At 49.6% G+C, this 16,739-nt stretch carries 13 protein-coding genes; 8 read left to right on the top strand and 5 right to left on the bottom strand.

The features are described 5' to 3' along the window. Nucleotides 1-7: 7 nt before the first annotated feature. Nucleotides 8-826 carry a posphoenolpyruvate synthetase regulatory kinase/phosphorylase PpsR gene (gene ppsR, locus F5I99_RS09990; RefSeq protein WP_151059086.1) on the bottom strand — a complete coding sequence of 273 codons (819 nt, stop codon included), beginning with the start codon at nt 824-826 and terminating at the stop codon, nt 8-10. Between the two features lie 209 nt (nt 827-1,035). On the opposite strand from ppsR, the gene ppsA reads away from it, so the two are divergent. The 4 genes from ppsA to F5I99_RS09970 are packed head-to-tail and all read left to right on the top strand — an operon-like array spanning nt 1,036 to nt 6,919. Beyond that, nucleotides 1,036-3,369 carry a phosphoenolpyruvate synthase gene (gene ppsA, locus F5I99_RS09985; protein ID WP_407670354.1) on the top strand — a complete coding sequence of 778 codons (2,334 nt, stop codon included), beginning with the start codon at nt 1,036-1,038 and terminating at the stop codon, nt 3,367-3,369. A 55-nt stretch (nt 3,370-3,424) separates the two neighbouring features. Then, the gene (locus F5I99_RS09980; protein WP_225307368.1) at nt 3,425-4,759 is read left to right on the top strand and encodes an AmpG family muropeptide MFS transporter; all 1,335 of its coding nucleotides are present in this window, start codon (nt 3,425-3,427) and stop codon (nt 4,757-4,759) included. 51 nt (nt 4,760-4,810) lie between these two features. Further along, nucleotides 4,811-6,652 (top strand): Na/Pi cotransporter family protein, encoded by a 1,842-nt coding sequence (locus F5I99_RS09975; protein WP_151055602.1) that lies wholly within the window; start codon nt 4,811-4,813, stop codon nt 6,650-6,652. 6 nt (nt 6,653-6,658) lie between these two features. Continuing rightward, complete coding sequence (locus tag F5I99_RS09970; RefSeq protein WP_151055600.1) at nt 6,659-6,919, top strand: hypothetical protein; 261 nt, start codon at nt 6,659-6,661, stop codon at nt 6,917-6,919. Nucleotides 6,920-6,934: 15 nt separating this feature from the next. Here the strand turns inward: F5I99_RS09970 and F5I99_RS09965 are convergent, their stop codons facing one another. The 4 genes from F5I99_RS09965 to F5I99_RS09950 all read right to left on the bottom strand — a co-directional run bounded on the left by F5I99_RS09965 (nt 6,935) and on the right by F5I99_RS09950 (nt 10,114). Then, nucleotides 6,935-7,747 carry an ABC transporter permease gene (locus tag F5I99_RS09965; RefSeq protein ID WP_151055598.1) on the bottom strand — a complete coding sequence of 271 codons (813 nt, stop codon included), beginning with the start codon at nt 7,745-7,747 and terminating at the stop codon, nt 6,935-6,937. Then, entirely contained in the window at nt 7,747-8,421 is a 675-nt protein-coding gene (locus F5I99_RS09960; RefSeq protein WP_151055596.1) for an ABC transporter permease, read from the bottom strand. The genes F5I99_RS09965 and F5I99_RS09960 overlap by 1 nt, the downstream gene beginning before the upstream one ends. Before the next feature lie 88 nt (nt 8,422-8,509). Next, entirely contained in the window at nt 8,510-9,271 is a 762-nt protein-coding gene (locus F5I99_RS09955) for an ABC transporter substrate-binding protein (RefSeq protein ID WP_151055594.1), read from the bottom strand. A gap of 39 nt (nt 9,272-9,310) precedes the next feature. Beyond that, nucleotides 9,311-10,114, bottom strand: coding sequence for an ABC transporter ATP-binding protein (locus F5I99_RS09950; RefSeq protein WP_151055592.1), 804 nt, complete (start codon nt 10,112-10,114; stop codon nt 9,311-9,313). A 158-nt stretch (nt 10,115-10,272) separates the two neighbouring features. Here F5I99_RS09950 and F5I99_RS09945 point away from each other — a divergent pair, with 158 nt between their 5' ends. From F5I99_RS09945 to F5I99_RS09930, 4 genes are all read left to right on the top strand, one after another. Then, nucleotides 10,273-11,100, top strand: a complete 828-nt coding sequence (locus F5I99_RS09945; RefSeq protein WP_151055590.1) for a CvfB family protein — start codon at nt 10,273-10,275, stop codon at nt 11,098-11,100. A 27-nt stretch (nt 11,101-11,127) separates the two neighbouring features. Continuing rightward, nucleotides 11,128-11,835: a response regulator transcription factor gene (locus tag F5I99_RS09940; RefSeq protein WP_191905831.1), complete on the top strand. Its 708-nt coding sequence runs from the start codon at nt 11,128-11,130 to the stop codon at nt 11,833-11,835. Nucleotides 11,836-11,847: 12 nt separating this feature from the next. Further along, the gene (locus F5I99_RS09935) at nt 11,848-13,944 is read left to right on the top strand and encodes an ATP-binding protein (protein ID WP_151055586.1); all 2,097 of its coding nucleotides are present in this window, start codon (nt 11,848-11,850) and stop codon (nt 13,942-13,944) included. A 162-nt stretch (nt 13,945-14,106) separates the two neighbouring features. Continuing rightward, nucleotides 14,107-16,737 (top strand): TolC family outer membrane protein, encoded by a 2,631-nt coding sequence (locus F5I99_RS09930; RefSeq protein WP_151055584.1) that lies wholly within the window; start codon nt 14,107-14,109, stop codon nt 16,735-16,737. The last annotated feature ends 2 nt before the right edge of the window (nt 16,738-16,739 follow it).

The following is a 16,739-nucleotide window of genomic DNA, read 5'->3' as shown; positions in this document are numbered from 1 at the left end:
CGCCGGGTCAGACGCCACGGCGAGTGAGCCCAGCCTCTGCCATAATGCGGGTGGCAATCTCTTCCACGGAAAAATGTGTGGTGTTGATGCTGCTGATTCCTAACTGCTTCAAGCGTCGTTCTACCTCGCGCACCTCAAATTCACATTGTTCCAGGGAGGCATAGCGGCTATTTGGACGACGTTCATGGCGAATGGCGGTCAGGTGGAAAGGGTCGATGGTCAAACCGAAAAGCTTGTCGCGGTGCTGCATCAAAACCTCCGGTAGTCCGGCCACTTCCAGGTCCTCGATGGTGATAGGGTAGTTAGCTGCGCGTATGCCGAACTGTAACGCCATATACAGACAGGTGGGGGTTTTACCGCAGCGTGACACACCAACCAGTATCAGATCAGCCTTGCTGTATTGCTGTACTCGTCCACCATCATCGTTGTCCAACGCAAAATTGACAGAAGCAATTCGCTCTTTATAACGGCTGGATTCATTGATCGCGTGGGATTTGCCCACTGAATAGGATGAGCGTAACTGCAATTCCTGTTCTAGCGGTTTGAGAAAAGATTCAAACACATCGATCTTGAATCCCTGGCAAGCTGCGATGGTTTCACGTATTTCCGGATTAACAATGGTATCGAAAACGATGGCCTTCTGGCCATCACGTTCGCAGGCGTCATTCACTCTGCCGACGACCGCATGTGCTTTTTCCAGCGTGTCGATATAGGGTAGGGTCACCATCTCGAACTGAACACCTTCAAACTGGGTCAGTAGACTGTTGCCCAGTGTTTCGGCGGTGATACCTGTACCATCGGAAATAAAAAATGCTGTACGTTTAATCAAGAGTGCGCCTACCTTGTCGGAACTGGAATATTTGCCCGTATGCCATGTAGTTTTATTACAATGCGGTCAGGACAAGGATTTTTCATTTTAACTGAAGTATCATCAGTGTTTTAGTGCCGACATAAAAATACTCACGGCAGACTTTCAGACCAACCACAGGAGAGTTTACCTTGCAGGATTACGTCATACGCCTGGACCAGGCGGGAATGGGAGATGTTGATAAGGTCGGCGGTAAAAACGCCTCACTTGGAGAGATGATTCATCAACTGCGTGATGCCGGTGTCAAAGTACCCGGTGGGTTCGCAACCACAGCGCAGGCGTATCGTGACTTTCTCCAGCATAATAATCTGACAGATAAAATCAATGCGTTACTGGCTGAGTTGGACAGCAACGATACCCGGGCGCTAACTGAAACCGGCCGTCAGATTCGCGAATGGATTCTGGCCGCAGAGTTTCAACCATCACTGGAAGCCGCCATTGATGATGGCTACAAAGAAATGGCAGCCGGTCAGAACATCTCCGTGGCTGTGCGTTCTTCGGCCACTGCAGAAGATTTGCCAGATGCCTCCTTTGCCGGTCAGCAGGAAACCTATCTCAATATTCGTGGGCTGGATAATATCAAGCAAGCGATCAAATCTGTATTTGCTTCTCTGTATAATGATCGTGCGATTTCCTACCGGGTACACCGTGGCTTTATTCACAGCGAAGTAGCCTTGTCAGCTGGAATTCAGCGCATGGTTCGTAGTGAAACCGGTGCCTCGGGTGTGATGTTCTCGCTGGACACTGAGTCGGGATTCAAGCAAGTGGTATTTATTACCGCCGCATATGGGCTCGGGGAAACTGTAGTTCAGGGGGCGGTGAATCCAGACGAATTCTATGTTTACAAACCCACGCTGAAACTGGGTGCTCCAGCTATCCTGCGCCGTAATTTGGGCTCTAAAGCGATTAAAATGGTTTATGGTGGTGAGGGTAGTACGGCAGATGCTGTAGACACAGTCGATGTGACTCGTGAAGATAGAGATCGCTTCTGCATTAGTGATTCAGATGTAGAAGCTTTGGCAAAAATTGCTATTACAATTGAGCAGCACTACGGCCGCCCTATGGATATTGAATGGGCCAAAGATGGTGATAATGGTGAGCTCTATATCGTTCAGGCCCGGCCTGAAACAGTACGCAGTCAGAATTCAGCCGCTGTGATGGAGCGTTATTTGCTTAAGGAAAAAGGCAAAGTGTTGATAGAAGGCCGCTCGATAGGTCATCGTATTGGCTCCGGTCCAGTCCGGGTAGTGGACTCACTTGAACAAATGCACGATGTACAACCCGGTGATGTGCTGGTCACTGATATGACCGACCCGGATTGGGAGCCGGTAATGAAGCGTGCTGGCGCAATTATTACCAACCGCGGCGGACGCACCTGTCATGCGGCCATTATTGCACGTGAACTGGGCATTCCGGCGATCGTGGGGTGTGGTGATGCCACTGAGCGGTTGAACAACGACCAACTGGTGACTGTGTCCTGCGCCGAAGGAGATACTGGTCGGGCCTATGAAGGCAAGCTGGCGTTTGAGCACCAGACAAACAGTGTTGAATCCATGCCGGAACTGCCTTTCGAAATTATGATGAACGTGGGTAACCCGGATCGCGCCTTTGATTTTCAGGCACTGCCGAGTGCCGGGGTAGGTCTGGCGCGGCTGGAATTTATTATCAACCGGATGATTGGTGTTCATCCCAAGGCACTGTTGAACTTTGACCAGCAACCCAGAGACATAAAACAGATTATCAATCGGCGTATTGCGGGTTATGCCTCACCGGTGGATTTTTATGTTGATAAACTGGTGGAAGGCATCTCAACACTGGCGGCGGCCTTTTATCCACGCAAAGTGATCGTGCGCATGTCGGATTTCAAGTCCAATGAATACGGCCATCTGATCGGCGGTGATCGTTATGAACCCGCTGAAGAAAATCCGATGTTGGGCTTTCGTGGCGCGGCGCGTTATATCTCGGAAACCTTCCAGGACTGTTTTGAGCTGGAATGTCGTGCATTGAAACGCGTGCGGGATAAAATGAAGCTCACTAATGTGGAAATCATGGTACCGTTTGTACGCACCGTGGGTGAGGCGCGTCAGGTCGTTGATTTATTGTCGCATAATGGTCTGAAACGGGGTGAAAATGGCCTGCGCCTGATTATGATGTGTGAAATTCCCTCCAATGCGCTCCTGGCAACCCAGTTTCTTGAGCATTTCGACGGTTTCTCCATTGGCTCCAATGACCTGACCCAGTTAACACTAGGGCTGGACCGTGATTCAGGTATCATTGCCCATCTGTTTGATGAGCGAAATGAGGCGGTAAAAATGCTGTTGGCTATGGCTATCAAGGCTTGTCGTGATGCTGACAAGTACATAGGTATTTGCGGTCAAGGGCCTTCGGATCACCCGGATCTGGCGCGTTGGTTGATGGAACAGGGTATTTCCAGTGTGTCGCTGAACCCGGACTCAGTGTTGGATACTTGGTTTTTCCTTGCCAATGAGAAGGCTGAATAGTGATATTACGGCTAGCTTCTATTGGATGTGAATCTGGTATGGGAGCTGAATTACCTTGTTAGCTCAGCTAAAAAAGTGGTTCGCTCCCTACCGCGATCGCCGTATGTTAACTCTGTTGGCACTGGGGTTTTCCAGTGGTTTACCCGCGCCGTTAGTGTTTTCCAATCTGTCGATCTGGCTGCGCGATGAAGGTGTCAGCCGTACTGATATAGGGTTGTTTGCATTAGCGGCCACACCCTATGCGATTAACTTTCTTTGGGCTCCTTTGCTTGATCGGGTTAAGCTGCCTTTCTTCAGTGCTCGCTTTGGTCGCCGCCGGGGTTGGGCGCTGATGACACAGTGCCTGCTGATGCTGGCCATTTTTCTGCTATCACTTACTAATCCAGCCGAAAGCCTGTGGCTGATGGCGAGTGCGGTGCTGTTTGTCACCTTTATTTCAGCGACACAGGATATAGTGATTGATGCCTACCGGATTGAGATACTGGACCTGGATCAATATGGCAGTGGTTCTGCGGCTGGGATTTGGGGGTGGCACCTTGGGGGAACCTTGATTGGCGGAGCGGGTGGCTTGTACATGGCCGAGGCCTTTGGGTGGAATTCAGCCTATATGCTGCTGTCTTTTGGAGTCCTCATCGGAATCTTTGCGGTGCTGATGAGCCCGGAACCTAAGGTATCACCGCCTGCAGAAACGCTGGCTGAGGAAGAGCGCGCACTGGCTTTACTGCAGCGCTGGACCTTCCTGCCGGAAATACCGCGTCGAATAATAGGCTGGATCTATCTGACCATTGTAGCGCCGTTGGCGGAGTTCACCCAACGCGGTGGTTGGTTGCTGATTCTGGTATTTATATTTGTTTTCAAACTCGGTGATGCCTTGCTAGGGCGAATGTCAGGCGTGTTTTACCGCGAATTGGGCTTTTCACTCACAGAAATTGCTGAAGTAGCCAAGGTCTATGGGCTTAGTGCCAATCTTATTGGTATTGTTCTGGGCGGTATTCTGGTAGCTCGTATCGGCATTCTAAAGGCGCTGTTTCTATCTGGTTTGGCAACCGCCGCAACCAACTTGACCTATTCGTGGTTAGCCATGTCAGGTCAATCAACACTGGTATTTATTGTTGCTGTGGCTTCGGATAATTTTACTACTGGTTTGGTTACAGTAGCGCTGGTCGCTTACCTGTCATCCCTGTGCAACAGTGCCTACACTGCTACGCAGTATGCCTTGCTGGCATCACTGGCCAATCTGGCACGTATCTGGTTTTCCGCCACCAGTGGCATGATGATTGATGCATTGGATGGCGACTGGGCTTTCTTCTTCCTGCTATGCGCCGTTATTGCGTTGATCGGCTTACCCCTGTTGCTGATTATTATGAAGCGTTACCCTCTGTCTCGCTAAGTCGTAAACTGGGCTAGAATAAAAACTAAAACTCTGTCTGGATCGCTAAATATGTTGAAAAAAATATCGTTGCCCGTGGTGTTGGCTATTTTGGTTTATGCCTTCTGGGTGAGTGCTGATTTTACTGAAATTGCGGCCGGTATAGCACTGTTTATGTTTGGCATGCTGTGTCTGGAAGAGGGTTTTAAAGCTTTTACCGGAGGCATGCTGGAAGGCATTCTGCGCAAATCCACTGATCGCTTATGGAAAAGCCTTGCCTTTGGCATGACCAGTACAACATTGATGCAATCCAGCTCATTGGTGTCATTGATTACCGTGTCATTCGTCAGTGCGGAAATGATCACCCTGATGGGCGGGATAGGCATCATCATGGGAGCTAATATTGGCACAACGACCGGGGCCTGGCTGATTGCCGGTTTAGGCTTGAAAGTCGACATTGCCGCCTATGCCATGCCCGTTCTGGTATTTGGTATGGTGTTTCAGATGCAAAAAAGCAAAAGCCTGAAGGGGGTCGGTTACTTGCTGTTGGGTTTTGCCTTTCTGTTTCTGGGCATTCATTATATGAAAGAGGGGTTTGAGTCGTTTCAACAGAGTTTCGATCTGTCTGCCTTTGCTATGACCGGTATTGCTGGCGTGCTGGTATTTACCCTGATCGGCATGCTGGTCACCGTTATCATGCAGTCAAGCCATGCAACCTTGTTAATCATCATTACCGCCTTGTCAACCGGGCAAGTCAGCTATGAAAATGCACTGGCACTGGCTATCGGTGCCAATCTCGGCAGTACCGTAACCATTGTGTTGGGTAGCATTGCCTCTAACCTGGGGGGTAAGCGTTTGGCTGCTTCCCATGTGTTATTTAATCTGGTGACTGCCAGTGTGGCGATTGTCTTTATAGGGCAGTTGGCCTGGCTAGTGGATCAGGTCGCTGGTTTGATGGGTATTCGTGCCGATGATTTTCTGCTGAAGCTGGCACTATTCCACACTCTGTTCAATGTGCTGGGGGTGGTGTTGTTAACACCGTTTGTGGGCCGATTAGAGTCCTTGCTGTTGCAGCACATACAGTTTAAGCCGCAGGGTATGGAACAGCCACAATATCTCTATCCCGAGGCACTGGAAACACCTGCTACAGTGGTTAATGCGGTGAGAAAGGAGGTGTTGCACTTGTTTGATAATGCCTATGGCTTGCTGGCTCACGGATTAAGCTTGAAACGCCACACTATTGACTCACAGGAATCCTTGACGGATGCGGTCAAATATACCCGGCGGATTTTTCCCATAGATGTCGAAGATGTTTATGAAGAGAAAATAAAAAGCCTGCATAACGAAATTATTGCTTTTATAGCCGAAGCACAAATGCGTGAATCTACCAAGGCGGCCACGGAAAAACTCTATGAATTACGTGAGGCCAGTCGTGCCATTGTCGCCGCAGTCAAAGGGATGAAACACCTGCATAATAATTTGTCACGTCATGGTCTCTCAAATAATCTTGCAGTACGTGAGCGCTATGACCAGATTCGGATTCATCTGGCTAATTTGTTGCGTGAGTTACGTCAATTACTTCGCGAGGAGCCAAACGACGTAACGCCTTTATCTATTGATGCGCTACGGCTTGCCTCACAAAAAGCCAGTCGTAAGATGATGGATGAATTGGACGAAATGATTCGCCACCGCCGCATAGCGGCATCAGTCGCTACATCTATTCTCAATGATGAAGCTTATGTCACAAATATAGGTGATAATCTATTGGATGCTGTGTCTACACTAGTGTCGAGGCAGGAGACAACAAAGCTTGACTCCTTTAGCCTGGATGATAAAGAGATTGCGCAGTTGATGGAAAAAACCAGTCAGGTAGACGTTCCTGAGCCTGAGCAAGTGGCAAGTCGGCCGGAGTGATTATAAATGAAAGCAAAAAAGCTGCTGGAACGAGTCAGACGCTTTCTCGATGCAGATACACACACGCAACTTGAGCAGATCAAGTCTATCCGCACTATACTGAAACAGCTCAAAGAGAAGGAGCGTGAATTGCAGGATAAGCTCAGTCACGAGCATGAATCGGAATCGCAAGAAGCTCTGCAGAATAAGCTGGACGTTATCTATGCCCAACGAAAAAAAGGATTAGACCAGATCAGGCGCCTGAAAGAGGGTGACGATGACGAATGATGATCTATACCCAGGTTAGTTCACATTATCCTCAAGATGCTTGTCACGTAGTTGTGGGTCAAGTTTGTTCACCGGTAACCGTGTGGCATGCTGATGGGCGTTGAAGACATTCTCCAGCAGGCGGAAGAAACCAATCAGTATCGCGGTGAGCAGTAGATAAAGCACACCCGCTAGCAAGAAGAACTCAAGACTCATGTAGGTTCTGGCGATGGCGCCACGGGTAGCACCCATCAGATCCAACAGAGTGATAGTAGAGGCTAGTGCACTGCCCTTCAGCATCAGAATCACTTCATTACCATAAGCTGGCAGGATGATGCCAAAGGCTCTAGGCAGAATAATATGCTGGTACTGCTTACGGCGGCTGACGCCTAGCGATTGTGCCGCTTCGACTTCCCCTCTGGGCACCGCCTGTATGGCTCCGCGGAAGAGCTCGGCAATATAAGCGGCGGTGTGCAGACTGAAGGTGATAATGGCACACCAGTAAGGTTGTGACAGGACATCAGTCCATAGCCAACCACGCTCACGCAGACCTTCAAACTGCGACAGACCGTAGTAGACCAGAAATATTTGCACTAACAGTGGCGTGCCCCGGAAAAAGAAGATGTAGCAATACGGGAAGAGCCATAACCAGGGGCTTTTAGCGATGCGCATCAGTGCCAGCGGAATGGCAATAATAAAGCCGACAATACCGGATAAAACCACCAGTTGCAGGGTAATCCACACCCCCTCCAGTAAACGGGGCAGGTAACGGGCATAAGCATCCCAAGGTTCAGCGCCCTGTGTCAGGGTAAGTAGCCATTGTGAGAAATTGACTATCAATTCACTCATCAGCGAGCTCCCTGCCAAGGACGATTGGCGCGGTTTTCCAGCAGTCGAATAGCTTGCATAAAGATAATAGTCAGCAATAGATAAATAAACGCGGCAGCAAGATAAAAGGTGAAGGGGAGTTTGGTAAACCCGGCGGCGACGTAGGCCTGGCGCATCAAGTCATCCAGTCCAATAACGGATACTAGCGCGGTGTCTTTTAGAAGTACCAGAAACAGATTGCCGAGCCCGGGAATGGCAATACGCCATAGTTGTGGAATCAAAATGCGGCTGAAGGTTTGCCAGCGCGTAAAGCCCATGGCCATAGCGGATTCACGCTGACCCTTGGGAATTTCTTGCAGGGCGCTGCGAAACACTTCGGTAGCATAGGCGCCAAACGCAATAGACAGTGCCGTAACACCAGCGGCAAACGCACTGACTTCAATGTATTTATCAAACAGCCTTAGCAACAATTCAGAGGTGCCGAAATAGATAATTAGCACCAGTAATAATTCAGGTACGCCCCGGATCAAGGTGGTATAGGTTGTAGCGATCCAGCGCAGTGCGCGAATGGGTGACAGTTTGGCTGCCGCCCCCATCAGCCCAAGAAGTAAACCAAAAAACAGGCTGGTAAAAGCCAGTTTCAGGGTAATCCAGGTGCCTGACAGCAAAAGATGACCAAAACCCTGTAGATCCATGAAGCGCTCGCATTTAAGGCAATTAACAATAAAGAGTCGGCAACACAAATGATTGAGTAACCGACCCTTATCGACCCAGCTTCAGCTATTAATAAATAGAGAAGGGGAAGTATTTGGCATTGATTTCAGCATAGGTGCCATCTTCGACGATGGCATCCAGTGCCTGATTGAATCGTTCTTTCAGCTCAGTATCGTCCTGGCGTAGCGCTATGCCGATTTTATCGTTGATATCAACATCGTCGCCTTTAAACTCAAAAGCGCTACCAGCCTCTGTCCGCAGCCAGTCGTAAGCTGGAAATTTGTCCGAAACCATGCCATCCAGTCGACCTGCTGCCAGATCCAGGTAAGCATTGTCCTGGGTGTCATACAAACGGACATTGACACTATCGCCGAGTTCATCTTCAAGGTACTGACCTGCAATAGTGGCACGTTGAGCGCCCAGGGTTTTTCCTTGCAGACTTGCTTCATCGGTTGGCATCTCTCCGTCTTTAGGTCCGATAAAAGCCAACACATTAGAGTAGTAGGGGTTGGTGAAGGCAACTACGCGTTCACGCTCTTCGGTGATCGACATGGAGGCGATAATGGCATCGTAACGGCGTGCACGCAGTCCTGGAATGATGCCGTCCCAATCCTGAGTCAGAATCTCGCAATCTGCTTCCATTTTTTCACACAGTGCATTGGCTATTTCAACGTCAAAACCGCCAGGCTGTCCTGAACTATCGATAAAGTTAAACGGTGCATAAGCCCCTTCAGTGGCAATGCGGATCGTATCAGCCATAGCTAGCGGTGCAATCATCGAAGCAGAAGCCATGAGTAACGCAGATGTAGCGAATTTTTTTGACCATTGCATAGATTAATACCTTTAGTTTGATTGAGTTGTCGTATAACGTTATAAATGACTTGATAAAAATTCTCTACAGCGTTCAGACTTGGGCTGGGTAAATACTTCGCCGGGAGGTCCGAACTCTTCAACTCGTCCTTGGTGTAAAAACATCACCTGACTAGACACGTCTCGCGCAAAGCGCATCTCATGTGTCACAACCAGCATGGTTCTGCCTTCCTCAGCAAGATTTTGCATCACGCCCAGCACTTCATTGACCAGTTCTGGATCCAGTGCCGATGTGGGTTCGTCAAACAGAAGTACTTCCGGATCCATCGCCAGAGTTCTGGCGATGGCAATACGCTGCTGCTGTCCACCGGATAGATTTCCTGGATAGGCTTTGGCTTTATCCGCCAGCCCCACTTTTTCCAGCAGGGCTTGTGCACGCTCACGCGAGGCCTGCTTGCTGCGCCCGTGCACTAATACCGGGGCCAGCATGATATTTTCCAGTACGGTCATGTGTGGCCAGAGGTTAAAATTCTGAAACACAAAGCCAATACGGGCACGCATCAATTCGAGTTGGCGACGTTTTTTGGCCTCTAACTCGCCTTGTTTGTTGGCAACCAGCTGTAAAGCTTCGCCGCGCAATGCAATGCGGCCTTGGGATGGATTTTCCAGCAGATTAAGGCAACGCAGAAAGGTTGATTTTCCTGAGCCACTGGAGCCGATTATAGAGATAACATCCCCATCTTTTGCCGTCAGGGAAATGCCTTTCAGCACTTCAATGTCGCCGTAACGCTTATGCAGGTCGGTGACTTCAAGTGTGGCAGGAGAGGTGTTATCAGTGGTCGTTAATGAAATTTTTGGGTTCATGAAATACAGCGTATAAGAATTGTTAATAAAATAGTAATCTTTTTTATACCTAAGTCGCAAGTCAGATGTTAAATCGCGCGAGTCGCGAGTGCGCGCCTGCTTATTTAAACAACTATCTGTGCTAGTCTATAGCCAAAACAACGGTATGGGGTGTTCGGGTGGAGTTAGGACGAGTTAACCAACTCAAAGTTAAACGCATTGTCGAGCAAGGTGCGTATCTTCAGGCAGCAGAAGGCGAGACGGTCAGATTACCATCGCAGGAAGTCGATCCAAGCTTGCAACCCGGGGATGAACTGTCGGTATTTGTATATTTAGACAGTGATGATCTTCCGGTCGCTACCCTGAAGAAGCCGATGATTCAGCGTGGTGAATTTGCTCAGCTGCGTGTTGCGGATACCAATCAGGTGGGTGCCTTCTTGGATTGGGGATTACCCAAGCAGCTATTTATGCCGTTTGCTGAGCAACCTCAACGAGTGGATATCGGCCAGCAGGTTATGGTGTGTGTGTACCTGGATAATACCGGGCGCCTGGCTGCATCAGCACGGCTGGAGCGTCACCTAAGTGCTGAACCTGCAGATTACCGCATGGGTGAGCTGGTTAGTCTATTGATTTGGCGCCGCACGGAACTGGGCTATCTGACCATTATCAACCATCGTCATGTTGGCATGCTGCACCAGCAGGAGTTGTTCAAGCCGCTACGACCTGGATTGACCCTCCCGGGATACATCAAGCAGGTGCGGGAAGAGGATGGCAAGATTGATGTGATGTTGGATAAGCCTGGCTATGGCCGTGTTGAGCCGTTGGCTGAGCAGGTGTTGGATTATCTGAAGATGCGAGGAGGCGAGTGCCCCTTGAATGATAAAAGCTCTCCGGATGAGATTAAAGCACTTTTTGGTGTCAGCAAAAAAGCCTTCAAGATGGCGGTTGGCAGTCTGCTCAAGCAAGGGGTGATCCTTGTGGATGAGCAGGGTATTAGACTGCGCTGACATTTCATGCAAAAGGGTTGTGCGGGCATGGAAAAATTCAGGGTTTTACTGGTTGAGGATGATGAGTCCCTTTGTCAAGTTGTGACTGATTTTTTTGATATGTTTGGTTATCAAATCACTCAGGTGCAAAGTGGAGATGCTTTTTCTCAGGTAATCGGCAAGCAGGTTTTCGATATCATCTTGCTGGATTTGAATTTACCGGATGCCGATGGACTTGAGTTATTGAAGGCGTTGCGTGAAGAGCAGCAAGTGCTGCTCTATGTGGTTTCTGGTCGGCAGGATGACACCAGTCGCCTGCGAGCCTATGAGTTGGGCGCAGATGATTTTATCGCTAAACCGTTCAGTGCACGTGAATTAGAGCTCAAAGTCCGTAATGCGTTAAAACGCCACCTGTCGACTGTATCATCGGTGCAGTCACGGGCTAACCAGCCGGGTGTATTCAGTTTTCAGGGGTGGCAACTGGAAGAAGCTACCCGGAGTGTTTGTCACCAGCAAGGAGATCAAATCCCATTAACGCGGGGTGAATATGAGTTGCTGGCTTTTCTGGCAGATGCCGGAGGTGCCGTGGTGACTCGCGATAATTTACTCAATCACCTGGAATATGCTGCGGATATTTATAGTGCTGAAACCATTACTGCGCTGGTATATCGTTTGAGACGCAAGTTTGCACAGACCGGGCTGGATTCGCCAATCGTGACCTTGTCCAGAGTCGGGTATCGGCTTGAGGTTTGCTAAAGGGAGCGTGCAATGCTGAGTGGCTCCAGCCTGCGTCTTGTTGGTGTTTTGCTGCTCAGCTATCTGATCATCACAGCGCCTCACGCCTTCGCTCAATCTTACCCTGAGCCGAATCTTAATGAAGTGCAGCCGCTTGTTATTGCACAAGACAGAGCTTGGCCGCCTTTTGCTTTTGTCGGTGAGGATGGCGAGCCGCGCGGCTTACTCATCGAATTATGGCGAGAAATCGCAGCAGCAATGGGGCGACCAGTTGAGTTTCATCTGGTGGACTGGCCAGATTCAATACAGGCGGTTAAAGACGGACGGGCTCATGTACACGGTGGCCTATTTTATTCCGAAGAGCGCGCAACTTTCATGAAATTCAGCGACACAATGTTACCACTCAGTGGTTATCTGTTTGTGCCTAGTGGTGCTCCGCTGACTGGGTTTGATGACCTGCATGACAAAGTGATTGGTGTCACGGAGGGTAGTTATGAAATGGATTATGTTCAGCGCCATCATCCTGATCAGCCGATTCGTGTTTACCGGTCAAATGAACTGGTAGTGATGGCTGCTCTTGCAGGAGAAGTGGCCGCCTATGTGGCCGATTACCCGGTCAGTATGTACCTGCTGGACCGCCATGGACATCCATCCAACTTTCATCCTTTAGTACAGCTGTACACCCAAGGCTTACTTGCCGGAGTGGCTCTTGAGGATGAGGCGTTGCTGCAAGAGATAGATCAAGCGATACAGAAGCTTGATCCGGATTTTCTTAGCCAGCTCAGTTACCGATGGTTGCGCAGTGAACTGGTGGTGGAAGTGGTGCCGCGTTGGTTTATTGCCCTGCTTGTGGTTACGCTGCTATTACTGTTGTTATTAGCTTATACACTGTTCTTGTCGAGGCAACGTCGCCAGATACAGCAACTGGTTTCAATTCAGAGCCAGGCGCTACAGGAAAACGAACATCTGTTTCAAAGTCTGATAGAAAATGCCAACGATATCATCTATATCATATCGGCTGATGCCACTATTGGTTACTTGTCTGCAGAATGGGTCAGTGTTACCGGCTACAGCCTGGAGGAAGCTGTAGGGCAGCCGTTTTCCGACTATGTTCATCCCGATGACATTCCCTTTTTAGTCGAATGTCACGAGCGTACTCTTCAAGGGGGGCGTCTGTCAGGCCTTGTTTTCCGCTTGGTTGATGTTCATGGGCAGGTGCATGACATGATTGCCAATGAGTCCTCAGCGCTTAATGCACAGGGTGAGGTCACCTATTACATGGGTATTGCACGAGATATCACCGAGCGTAAGCGGATCGAAGCCGAGATGGAGCAGCGTCGTGAGATGCTAGAAGACACCAAAGTGAAACTGGAAAAAGAAATCACCGAGCGCTCTCGCATTGCCAAAGACCTGGAAGTGGCTCAGGCACGTGTTGCCCGTGCTCTTGAAGAAGAGCAAAAGGTCACAGTGGCACAAAAACAGTTTCTGCAGATAGTGACACATGAGTTCCGAACCCCGCTGGCAGTGATACAGTCTTTGGGGGATCTGCTGGAACTGGAAGTGAGTAATGATCCTCAGGTTCGGCAAAAGCATATAGCCCGGCTGAAGAGTGCAGTGCAACGTATGGCTAATTTGCTGAATAAGGCGTTGGGTCAGGAGCGGATTGAAACCACTTTCTGGCGAACTAATGCAGCCTGGTTTGATATTAAAGCCTTGTTGCAGGAGTTGGTTAGTGAGGCAGCGCGTTTAAATGGCGATAGTCGTCGTTTTCGAATTAACTCTATGTCCAGGCGGATTCAGGCAGATCGGGAATTACTGATTATTTGCATTAATAACCTATTGGATAATGCGATCAAGTTTTCACCTTCTCAAAGCGAAATTTTCATTAGTGCCTACATTGATGCGCAGGATCGGATTTGTATTAGCGTGATTGATCAGGGTAAGGGTATTGAAGAGCAGGATCGGTGTAAGGTTTTTGGCAAATACTATCGTCAAGATGCACAAACCAATCCTGGTTTAGGTTTGGGACTCTATCTGGTTGATCAGATTATCCGTCTTCACGGTGGTGATGTGATTGTCACCAATGCACCCGGTGCCGGAGCTTGTTTTACCTTAAGAATACCCAACTGACAGCTAAGTCTGTCTATTAGCCAAACTGGCTTTCCTGCCTTTCAAATCAAACAGCTATTTAATTTATGCAGATTTAGTTCATTTGTTGTTCAGGACTTGTCTGTTCGATCAACTCTATAATAAGTGATCAAAAATCTGTTCGGATAGCTGAGGATCTGTTGTATGTTGATGTTTCGGAGGGTGCCGAACCCTCAATCCCGCGTGTGGCGTCTGAGCCGACTATTGCTGGTGGCTGCAGTCTCTATGGCGATTGGCGGGACAGCTGCAGCAACAGAGCCTCTGCCTTCGGATCAACAGGTAAGCATCCAGGAGGATTATCATCGCCTGACCTTGAGCGCCCGAGCCGGTGAAATGGCGGGTGCATATCTTCAGGAAAATGGCCAACGCCTGTTCATCACCCTGACAGATGGAGCTAATCTTGAAGAGTGGCGCTTGACCGGTGAACGTTTGGTGCAGCAATACAGTCTTTACCATGCCTCCAGTTTGCAAACTCTGGGCGAACGCTCGTACCTGATAATCGATCTGGCCCGTCCGGTTTATCTGGTAGATGAAACCCTGAGCTTGTCAGTAGTTGGGTTGGTTAACTGGGAGATGGTGTTTGCTAACCTTGATGACACTATTGTATCAGCGGAACTACTCGATTCTATCCATGCTGAGTCTCGTGGTGGTTTGATTGAGTTAACCTTTACCGGTCATCATGACCTGATCACTGAGTTGATGTTTGAGCAGGATCCAGATCAGTTGGTTATCGAATTACCTGGTGTGGATCCCCGACATTATTTACGACAAGCCAATTTACAAATGCCTGCATTACTGGGATTGCCCGAAGTGCAGGGTACACCCAATGGGCACTCCCGGTTGGTGTTTACTACTCAGGGGCCGATGGATCTGGTGGATGCACATACCAGTATTGATCCGGTGACCAATCGTAGCCGGATTCATCTCTTATTGGTGCCCGATGGTGCTGTGTCTGAGCGTTCACTGCTGAATGCAGAACAACTGAACCGTTTTGAGCTGACACCCGAGGCAGGTGCCGGGCTCAACCTGATTATCGGCAAACTAGCAGAGTCTCGTGTGAACAGCTATTTCCTGGAAGCTCCTGGGCGTTTGATGGTGGACTTTCCCGGTGTCAGTCCCGAAACGGTTGAGCAGGCTGTGTTTGCCTTTGCTCCTGATCCTGACTATGTGAAGCGTATTCGTTATGGTGAAACCCGTCTTGGCTCCGCCAGAATCGAATTAACCTTGCATGAAGGTTATGCTGAACAGCTATCACGACAAACTGTTGCACACCGCGACAACTACGAGTTTGGCACACTGGTCTCTTTGCCAGAAGCCAGTCGGGTATTATCCGAGAGTGACTACCCGGATGACTTGCAGGGCATTGCCTACTTTGAACGCGATACACTACGCCACCTGCCGCGTTTTGATTTTAGTGTGCAGCCGTCGCTGACCATCGGTTCCGTGACGTTGTCAGGCGCAGAATACCGTGATGGCAGTAATTTGACTGCACTGGGGCAAGGTCAACGGTTCTCATTGATGACAGCTTTGGACGAAGCGTTGCTGCGTGATCCAACCTATCATGCTGCCCGAGCTGAGTTTCGTGCCATACAGGAATTGATTCCTCAAGCACGCTCTGAATATCTGCCTCAGGTTAGTTTTTCTTATCAGTTTTCAGCTAAAAACCAGAATGTAATAAGTTCCGGTTCTATCCCGGAAGAGCAAACCAGTCTCGCTGAGCAAAGCGCTTCTTTGACACTAACACAGCCTATCTACCGTCCAGGTAGTCTGATCGGCCTGACTCAGGCGGAAAAAGCGGTGCAGCAAGCCGAGTTGGCATTATTGGCAGCCGAGCAGTCTCTTATTATGCGCATTGCTGAAGCCTATCTGAATGTGCTTTCCGCCCAAGATAGTCTTGAAGTTGCTAAAGCTGAGCATGAGGCTATAGCGACTCAGTTTCGCCAGACTGAAATCAGCTTTCGCAGTGGCTTAGCCAGTCGCAGCGACTTGAGCGAAGCACAGAGTCTGACAGCATTGACCCGTGCTCGGATGATCGAGGCACAAAATCGCCTGGATGATGCACAGTTGGCTGTCAAAGAAATTATCGGCAGTGAAGTGGAAAGTCTGCACAGTTTCAGTGCGGACTTCCGTGCTGCACCACCTTTCCCGGCTCAGGTAGAGCCCTGGATCAGTGCCGCTCTGGATCAGAACCTGTCGTTGCAGTCCCGGCGTATGGCCGAGCAGATTGCTGGTAATCAGATTCGTCGTGAACGCGCGGGTCATTTGCCGACAGTTGACTTGTTTGCATCAACTGGCTTTCAGGATGCTGATAAAACGCTTTACAGCAACAGTCGTCAGACGGTCAACAACTATGAAGTGGGTGTTCGGGTCAATGTACCGATCTTTAGCGGAGGTCGCACTTCATCCTTGGTGCGTGAAGCGACAGCACGCTATGAACAGACTGGCTATGAGGTTGAGCAGGAACATCGATTGACTGAACGTACCGTACGTTCAGCATTCAATGGCGTGACCAGCAGTGCGGAAATGTTGGCTGCACTGCGTGAAGGGGTGTTGGCGCAGGAGGTTCGTTTGGCAACACGTATGCGTGGCTTCCAGGCAGGGCTGGAATCAACCGTCGCGGTACTGGATGCCTACCAGAGTTACTATGCTGCGCGACGTGATTTCTTGCAGTCACGCTATGATTATTTGATGAATCGACTGGTTCTGAAACAGTCTGTCGGCACGCTGAGTCGTCAGGACCTGGCTGAACTGGATCGCCTTCTGGAGCGCCACTAAGT

It is taken from the genome of Nitrincola iocasae (genome assembly GCF_008727795.1).
GTDB lineage: Bacteria > Pseudomonadota > Gammaproteobacteria > Pseudomonadales > Balneatricaceae > Nitrincola > Nitrincola iocasae.
The sequence above is the reverse complement of the archived record's forward strand: the minus strand, read 5'-3'. Positions and strand labels throughout refer to the sequence as shown.